Source organism: Candidatus Caldatribacterium sp. (genome assembly GCA_014359405.1).
Classification (GTDB): Bacteria; Atribacterota; Atribacteria; order Atribacterales; family Caldatribacteriaceae; genus Caldatribacterium; species Caldatribacterium oleiphilum.
In genome coordinates this window covers 1-7,789 of record JACIZN010000090.1, presented here as the reverse complement: position 1 = coordinate 7,789, position 7,789 = coordinate 1, and the positions used below count along the sequence as shown (strand labels likewise).

General features: G+C 53.9%; 10 protein-coding genes. 1 reads left to right on the top strand and 9 read right to left on the bottom strand.

Going from position 1 to position 7,789, the window contains the following annotated elements; translation table 11 throughout:
• From H5U36_07605 to rlmN, 8 genes are all read right to left on the bottom strand, one after another.
• A partial coding sequence (locus H5U36_07605) for an FAD-dependent oxidoreductase (protein ID MBC7217988.1) occupies positions 1–606 on the bottom strand: 606 nt, incomplete at its 3' end.
• Complete coding sequence (locus tag H5U36_07600) at positions 593–1,534, bottom strand: Gfo/Idh/MocA family oxidoreductase (GenBank protein MBC7217987.1); 942 nt, start codon at positions 1,532–1,534, stop codon at positions 593–595. The genes H5U36_07600 and H5U36_07605, both read right to left, overlap by 14 nt.
• A gap of 24 nt (positions 1,535–1,558) precedes the next feature.
• Positions 1,559–2,653, bottom strand: coding sequence for a DegT/DnrJ/EryC1/StrS aminotransferase family protein (locus H5U36_07595; GenBank protein MBC7217986.1), 1,095 nt, complete (start codon positions 2,651–2,653; stop codon positions 1,559–1,561).
• Between the two features lie 2 nt (positions 2,654–2,655).
• The gene (aroC, locus tag H5U36_07590; GenBank protein MBC7217985.1) at positions 2,656–3,840 is read right to left on the bottom strand and encodes a chorismate synthase; all 1,185 of its coding nucleotides are present in this window, start codon (positions 3,838–3,840) and stop codon (positions 2,656–2,658) included.
• Positions 3,830–4,156 (bottom strand): prephenate dehydrogenase/arogenate dehydrogenase family protein, encoded by a 327-nt coding sequence (locus H5U36_07585; protein MBC7217984.1) that lies wholly within the window; start codon positions 4,154–4,156, stop codon positions 3,830–3,832. Before H5U36_07585 ends, aroC begins: the two co-directional genes overlap by 11 nt.
• 5 nt (positions 4,157–4,161) lie before the next feature.
• On the bottom strand, positions 4,162–4,677 hold the full coding sequence (locus tag H5U36_07580; protein ID MBC7217983.1) for a prephenate dehydrogenase/arogenate dehydrogenase family protein: 516 nt from the start codon (positions 4,675–4,677) through the stop codon (positions 4,162–4,164).
• A gap of 1 nt (position 4,678) precedes the next feature.
• A complete protein-coding gene (aroF, locus tag H5U36_07575; protein MBC7217982.1) occupies positions 4,679–5,695 on the bottom strand; it encodes a 3-deoxy-7-phosphoheptulonate synthase in 1,017 nt (338 codons plus the stop codon).
• Positions 5,652–6,734 carry a 23S rRNA (adenine(2503)-C(2))-methyltransferase RlmN gene (gene rlmN, locus H5U36_07570; protein ID MBC7217981.1) on the bottom strand — a complete coding sequence of 361 codons (1,083 nt, stop codon included), beginning with the start codon at positions 6,732–6,734 and terminating at the stop codon, positions 5,652–5,654. The genes aroF and rlmN overlap by 44 nt, the downstream gene beginning before the upstream one ends.
• A 71-nt stretch (positions 6,735–6,805) precedes the next feature.
• On the opposite strand from rlmN, the gene H5U36_07565 reads away from it, so the two are divergent.
• A complete protein-coding gene (locus H5U36_07565) occupies positions 6,806–7,147 on the top strand; it encodes a TraR/DksA C4-type zinc finger protein (GenBank protein MBC7217980.1) in 342 nt (113 codons plus the stop codon).
• 55 nt (positions 7,148–7,202) lie between these two features.
• Here H5U36_07565 and speD read toward each other — a convergent pair whose 3' ends face one another.
• Complete coding sequence (speD, locus tag H5U36_07560; GenBank protein ID MBC7217979.1) at positions 7,203–7,655, bottom strand: adenosylmethionine decarboxylase; 453 nt, start codon at positions 7,653–7,655, stop codon at positions 7,203–7,205.
• Between the last annotated feature and the right edge of the window lie 134 nt (positions 7,656–7,789).

Below are 7,789 nucleotides of genomic sequence, written 5' to 3'. Positions count from 1 at the left end.
AGCAACAATCACAAAGGAACTCTCAATTTCTTCCCCCGTTTCAAGGCGAACCCCTCGAGCAACCCGATCCTTAACGAGGATTTCGTCCACCGCGGTCAGTGTTCGGACCTCTATCCGCTCCTTCAGGTAGTCGAAGATATTGCGGAGGATGTCGCGGCAACGGTCCGTTCCAAGGTGGCGAACTTGGGAGGGCACAAGGATAAGCTCGGCTTTCTCGGCTCTCTTTCGAAGTTCTTCCACCCGCTCCCCATCTGTCCCGTAAATGCGAGCTGTCCCCCCAAAGCGAAGGTACACCTTATCCACATAGTCAAGGACCGAGGCGAACTCTTTCTCGTCGATATATGCAGTGAGCTGGCCTCCGACCTCCCGGGAAAGAGTGAGTTTTCCGTCACTAAAGGCCCCCGCCCCTCCCCATCCACAAAGGAGAGAACAGGGCGTACACTTCTGGCAGATGCGGCTGTTTTCTCTCGCCGGGCAGATTCGCTTCTCGATATTCCTCCCCCGGTCCACAACAAGAACACGGAGGTTACTTCGTTCCGCAAGTTCAAGCGCAGCAAAAATCCCTGCCGGACCAGCACCAACAATCACCACATTATACTTTGCCATCGCCGTCACCTTGGTTCCTTTGAATTTCCTCAAGGATGCGCAGGGCTACCTCAAGGGCGTTCTTCCCCTCCTCAAGGCCCACAAGGGGTTTTTCCCCGTTCCGCACGCAGTGGATGAAATGCTCAAGCTCAAGCCGTAGAGGCTCTCCCTTCTGCATGACAGGCTTTTCGATGAGCTGAGGCAGAGATGAGGAGGTCTTCTTGTACACCGCAAGCTCCTGCTCCAGGTAATCGATGGAAATGAAGGAGTCCGCCTGAGTGATCTCCATACGGCGGATCTTCTTCCGTGTGACCCGACTCGCAGTGAGGTTTGCAATGCAACCGTTCTGAAAGACGAGTTGAGCGTTGGCAATATCCTCCTGGCGAGAAAAAACCGAACGCCCGAAAGCATTTACCCTGACGACACTGCTTTTCACAATGCTCATCACGATGTCGATATCATGGATCATGAGATCAAGAACCACTCCAACATCCGTATTCCGATTCGTGTAAGGACCCATCCGGCAACATTCGATGAAGATGGGTCGGTCCACGATTTTTGCAAGTTCCATGACCGCCGAGTTGAAGCGTTCGATATGTCCCACCTGAAGGATGACGTTCTTCCTTGCTGCCATCTCCATGAGTTCTTTTGCCTCTTCAAGGGTTGTGGTAACTGGTTTTTCGATGAGGATATTGATGCCCTCTTCAATGAAGTGCGCCGCAATATCCCGGTGGAGTACCGTGGGAACCACAATGCTCACCGCATCTACTTTCCCAAAAAGATCCCGGTAGTCAAAAAACGGTGTTGTGGCGTACCGTTTTGCCACTTCTCTGGCCCGCTCTTCATTAATGTCCACAACACCAACGAGTTCGACTCCAGGAATCTTCGAGTACACACGGGCATGGTGCTGACCAAGGTAACCAACACCAACAACGCCAACCCTGACCACCTTCAAACCCCATCACCCACGCGGTCATCTTCCTTCAAGGAACTCTCGAATAAGCCCCACGACTTCCTCAAGATCCCCCTGAGAGAGCCCAGGATGCACCGGTATTGATAATACCTCACGGGATAGCCTCTCAGCAACCGGAAAAGAACTGTACCCATAGGACCCAAGAAACGCCTGCTTGTGGAGAGGAAGAGGATAGTACACCTCGCAGCCCACTCCCCGTTCTCGAAGAAAAGCAAGGAGGGCATCCCTTCCCCGGAAGACCTTCAGGGTGTACTGGTGGAAAACCGGCGAAGTCCTTTGGGGTACAAAAGGAACCTCTATACCCTCAAGATCTTGGAGCATCCTTGAGTAAAAGGAGGCGTTTCGCCTCCTTCTTGCGTTGTGTTCCTCAAGCTTCCGAAGCTGTACCCTTCCGATGGCCGCGGCAATATCGGTCATCCGAAAATTGTATCCGAGAACTTCGTGGTAGTAGCGCTTGCGACTCCCGTGGTTGATGAGTATCCGACACCGCTCAGCAATTTCAGGGTTGTTTGTGACCACCATGCCTCCCTCTCCGGTTGTCATGTTCTTCGTGGGATAGAAGCTGAAAACCCCTACATCACCAAAGCTCCCGACCTTCCTTCCTTCGTACTCGGCTCCGTGCGCCTGGGCACAGTCCTCTACCAGGAAGAGATTCCTTGACCGCACCAACGCAAGGATTTCTCCAAGATCGCAAGGTGTCCCGTAGAGATGGACAATGATTACTCCTTTTACTTTTGGTTCCCTCTCAAGGACTTCCTTGAGACTTTCAGGGTCGATGTTGCCGGTCTTCCAGTCCACATCGCAGAAAATGGGAACACCTCCACAGTGGAGGATGGCGCTTGCGGTAGCCACGAAAGTAAAGGGTGTTGTCACCACCCTGTCCCCAGGTTGCACACCAAGGGCCTTCAGGGCGACAAAGAGAGCTGCCGTACCGCTACTTGTGGCCACCGCCTCTTTGGTTCCTACGTAGGCCGCGAATTCCCTCTCAAAGCACTCCACTTCTCTCCCCTGGGCAAGATGTCCGGAATCAAGAACCTCAAGAACAGCTCTCTTTTCTTCTTCGCCAATCAGTGGCCGGCTCAAGGGTATTCGCATCTTCAACACCTTTCCCGTGCTTTGAAGCTCTCAAGGTACAAGCAGTACTCCCGGAAACGCTCGATGGTTTCTTCGAGGGTATCGCCTCCGAATTTCTCCAGGTACGCGCCTGCAAGAACCCAGGCGAGCATGGCTTCCCCCACAACAAGAGCCCGGGGCACGGCACAGACATCAGAACGTTCGTAGCGAGCAGTGACTTCCCTCTTTGAGACCACATCCACCGAATGGAGGCCCTGCCGAAGGGTGGGAATGGGCTTCATCGCGCATCGCACCCATATGACTTCTCCGGTGGAGACTCCTCCTTCAATGCCACCGCTGCGGTTCGTCTTCCGGTAAAAGGGAAAGGGAGAACGTCCTGCATCGTAGAAGATTGCGTCATGCACCGCACTTCCGGGAAGCTCTGCCCCACGGAAACCCTCCCCAATTTCGACACCCTTCACCCCAGGAATACCCATGAGGTAGAAGGCAAGACGGCTATCAAGACGAGTATGCACTTCGACATAGCTCCCAAGGCCCGGCACAACCCCAGATGCTGCCACAATAAAAGTTCCCCCGAGGGTATCACCCTGTTCCAGGGCCTGTGCAATGCGTGCCTCCATTTCCTCTTCTCGCCCAAGCGTAGCAAGAGGCGAAGAGAGAGCCCGCTCAAAAACCTCTTCCCAGGACTTCCCCTCTGCAGAAACCCGGATACCCCCGATGCTCTCCACAAAACCTCCAACCCGAACTCCAAAAGAGGCAAGGAAGAGCTTGGCTAAAGCCCCGGCTATGCATCGTCCCACCGTCTCCCGGGCACTGGCACGCTCGATGACGTTCCGGATATCTCTGAAACGGTACTTCACAAGGCCCCCCAAGTCAGCATGTCCAGGTCGTGGAACGGTGATTTCCTCGTAATTCTCCGGTCTCTCTCCCACAGGATCCATGAGAGGCTTCCACTTCTCGTACTCTGCATTCTCCACAAAGAAAGCCAAAGGACTCCCAAGGGTTTTCCCCCACCTGAGTCCTGCAAGGACCTCCACCCTATCCTCCTCAAGACTCATACGGGGGCTCACTCCAAACCCTTTTCTCCGGCGGGCAAGTTCCCTCTCGATAAAACCAAGATCAACGGCCATTCCCGCAGGAAGTCCACTCACGAAGACAAGGATACCTCTTCCATGGGATTCTCCTGCTGTGTGGAACTCAAGGCGCACGGTGCAACCGCTCCTTAAGGGAAGCCATTGTTTCAAGAAAACGGTGCATCTCCTCCTCTTTTTCACCCTCGAGGAGGCGAAGGAAATGCTCAAGGTTACGCATGAAGGTCCGAATCGCTCTGGCAAGTCTCCTGTTCGTGAGAAAAATATCGCTCCAGACCCCAGGAGAGGAGCCGGCAATCCTCGTCATGTCCCGAAACGAAGGTCCTCCAAATCTCGCCATATCCTTTTCCTCTGCTAAAACCGTCTGGAGAAAAACGTTGGACAGCACGTGGGGAAGGTGGCTGACAAAGGCACAGATGCAATCATGCTCCACAGGGGTTAAAAAAAAACCTTGCCTCCAACAACCTCCCCAAGCTCCAAGAGGAGTTCCTCTGTTCCATCCCTCAGTTTACCTGGAACGATAAGGAGAGGCATATTGCGAAAAAGCCCTGCCCGCGCCCCTTCGATGCCACCTTTCTCGGCCCCACCCATTGGGTGAAAGCCAATGTACTCCACGTCGAGGTTTTCAGGATGGATTTCCTCAAAAATCCACTCCTTCGAGCTCCCGGTGTCGAAAACCCTTGCTCCCTCGCGCAGAAAAGGCTGGATGGTGCGAAAGATTTGCGGGATTTTCCGAACCGGTGTAGCAATGAAGATGAGATCGGACTCTTGCGCCACCTCTGCAACGCTTTTGCCAAGGCAGTCCACCGCCCCTCTTTCTTTGGCTTTTCGCGCAACCTCTTCTGAGACATCGTATCCGATAATCTTTTCCTTCTTCGCCCATGCAGCGAAATCAAGTCCCAAGGATCCACCCACAAGGCCAAGCCCTATGATGCCAATAGTGAAGGTTTCCAAACTATACTTCCCTCCCCACAACAGCTGCGAGTTTCCGAAGCTCCTTCATGAGGGTTGCGAATTGATCGGGAGTGAGCGATTGTGGACCATCAGAGAGGGCTTCAATGGGGTTGGGATGAACCTCAACAAGGAGACCATCGGCACCACAGGCTAAAGCTGCAAGGCTCATAGGTATCACAAGGTCGCTTCGTCCCGTGCCATGGCTCGGATCGACGATAATGGGGAGGTGGCTCTTTTTCTTCACCAGGGGCACACAGCTCAAATCGAGGGTATTCCGAGTCGAAGGTTCAAAGGTACGGATACCCCGTTCACAGAGGACGACCTGGTAGTTCCCCTGGGCAAGGATGTACTCTGCAGACATGAGGAGCTCGTCAATGGTGTTCATCATCCCCCGCTTCAAGAGGACCGGCTTCCGCAAGCGCCCAACCGCCTCAAGAAGCCTGAAGTTCTGCATATTCCGTGCTCCAATCTGAATCATATCGGCGTACTCTGCAACGATGGGGAGTTCTTCGATACCCAGCGCCTCGGTCACAAAGGGAAGGCCGGTCTCTTCGCGAGCTTTGGCGAGGAGACGAAGTCCCTCTTCCCCGAGTCCCTGGAAACTGTAGGGTGACGTTCTCGGCTTGAAAGCTCCTCCACGGAGAATTTTTGCTCCTGCCTCCTTGACTCGATGGGCAGTTTCAATGATCTGGGCCTCGGATTCAATGGCGCAGGGACCAGCCATGACGACGAATCTCCCCGGGCCAATCTCCACATCTCCTATCCGGACGACCGTGTCCGCTTCCCGGAATTCGCGGCTTGTGAGCTTGTAGGGTGTCAGAATGGGGATGACCCGCTCCACAAAGGGGAGCACCCCAATCTTCTCTTCAAGGTTTACCCCCCGTTCATCTCCTATGGCCCCAATGATCGTTCGTTCAACACCCTGGGAGATATGTACCCCAAAACCGAGACGCTTGAGGCGCCGCACAACCTCGTCAATTTCCTGCTGTGTGGCACCACTCCGCAGAACAATGATCATTGCCCACCTCTCCCTCCAAACCATGAATACGGTAGAGTTCCCCACAGGCAGCTTGGATATCATGCCCCCGGGACCTTCTTACGGTAACGGTAATTCCCTCCTTCCGCAAAAGCGTCGCAAACACCTCGAGTCGCTTCTTTGACGAAGGCACAAAGGGAGTCCCCGGGACTCTGTTTCCCGGGATCAAGTTGACGTGGACGAGAAGACCTCGGAGGAGTTTCGCAAGCTGTAGAGCGTGCTCTCTGCCGTCGTTGACATCCTGCCACAGGGTGTACTCAATGGTGACTCTTCGGCGCGTGAGACGAAGGTACTTCCGCAGTGCTCTCACGAGGGATGCAATAGGATACACCTTGTTGAGGGGGACAAGGAAATTCCTCAGTTCATCCGTTGGAGCATGGAGCGAAAGAGCAAGGTTCACCTCCGGCCAGTCCCGGCCAAGCTGCACAATTTTTTCCGGAACACCCACCGTAGAAACCGTAATGCGGCGGGAACTGATGCCAAAGCCTTCGGGACTATTGAACACCTGGAGCGCCCGGTGCAATGCCTCGTAATTGAGGAGGGGTTCTCCCATGCCCATGAACACAAGGTGGGTGATGCGCCGACCCTCCTTCTGGCCCACCCTCCAGGCCTCTTCTACAATCTCCTCCCCCTTGAGCGACCGCTTGAATCCCACCCTTCCTGTGGCGCAGAACGGGCAGCGCACCGGACATCCCACCTGGGTTGAAAGGCACACCGTGTACCAAGACCGGTGGGGAATGGCCACTGTTTCTACCGAGTCCCCCGGAGGGAATACGAAGAGGAATTTCTTTGTTCCATCGGCGGATACCTCTTCCTTCGCAAGGTATGCTGTGCCAAGGGTAAAAGATGTGGAGAGTTCCTCCCGGAGTTCCAGAGGCACATCACTCATATCCTGGAAAGAGGCGATTCTCTTCTCGTACACCCAGCGGAGAACTTGTTTTGCCCGGTACGAGGGCTCTCCCCTTTCCACAAACCAAGAAATGAGATCCGAAGGAAGCATCCCAACAATGTTCTGCTTCATGGCTTTCTCCACGCATCGTAATTTTACAATACTCCCTGCTGGTTTAAAATATACTCAAGGAAGTGAGCGCTGTGGACGAGAACCAGAAAAGAGAATTCCAGGAAGAACTCTTGAAGCTCCGGGAGAAAATCTCGCAAGCCTTGGCACGGCGGGTTGACGGAACCCCAGGGGAGGTACTCGACGAAGCCGACTTGGGAAACGCCACACTTTCCATGGAACTCGAAGTCTCCTCTCGGCAAAAGCTCACAGAAACTCTTGAGATGATTGAGAAGGCTCTTCGGAGAATCGAAGCGGGAACGTACGACACCTGTGAGATCTGCCGGAGGAAAATCCCCCTTGAGCGGCTTCGGACAATCCCCTACACCTCTCTATGCGTGGAGTGCCAGGAGAAGCAGGAGAGGGCAAAAAAATAAGGGCGAGCAGTTCTTTTTTCTTTCCACTGCTCGCCCTTTACCCGAAGCTTGTGAGTCAAGTGTGCACCATTTTCTCGAGCATCTCCAGTCGCTCCTCGAGCACCAAGGGTATGCTTGAAAAGAGGTCTTTGGGGTACTCCACTCCCCTATCAAAGACCTGGCGACGGAATTCCACGAGTCTAAAGTACTCCACAAGCCCCTGTACTGCCTCGTCAACGTTGAAAGGCTTGCAGGAGAAAATGTCCACGCTCACGTACCGCTTCGCCGGGAAGGTGTGAATGCTGATGTGACTCTCGGCAATGATGACGATTCCGGAAATACCGCTCTCGTTGGCCGTCGTTCCCTGGTAACGAAAAACGTATGGCGGTGTTACCTTAGTCATGCCCATGTACTGCGGAAACTCGTCCAGGAATTTCCTGATACGATTCACGTCGCTGATAATTTCTGGGTCCTGGCTGTAGCCATCAAGGACAAGATGCATACCAATCTCGAGAGTGGCCTTTTCCATCGCCCATCCCTCCCCTCAGACCTCTCAGGGTATTTAGAAACAAAATTCCTATCCCCTGAATCCTCAGGGGATAGACATTTGCGCAAAAACAATGGTCACAACGCCTTCTCGCGTTGTGACCATTGTACTATTCA

Coding starts and splice junctions, on each gene's coding strand:
- speD (MBC7217979.1), bottom strand. CDS start 7,655: ATGGAAAAGGCCACTCTCGAGATTGGTATGCATCTTGTCCTTGATGGC.
- aroF (MBC7217982.1), bottom strand. CDS start 5,695: ATGATCATTGTTCTGCGGAGTGGTGCCACACAGCAGGAAATTGACGAG.
- rlmN (MBC7217981.1), bottom strand. CDS start 6,734: ATGAAGCAGAACATTGTTGGGATGCTTCCTTCGGATCTCATTTCTTGG.
- H5U36_07595 (MBC7217986.1), bottom strand. CDS start 2,653: ATGCGAATACCCTTGAGCCGGCCACTGATTGGCGAAGAAGAAAAGAGA.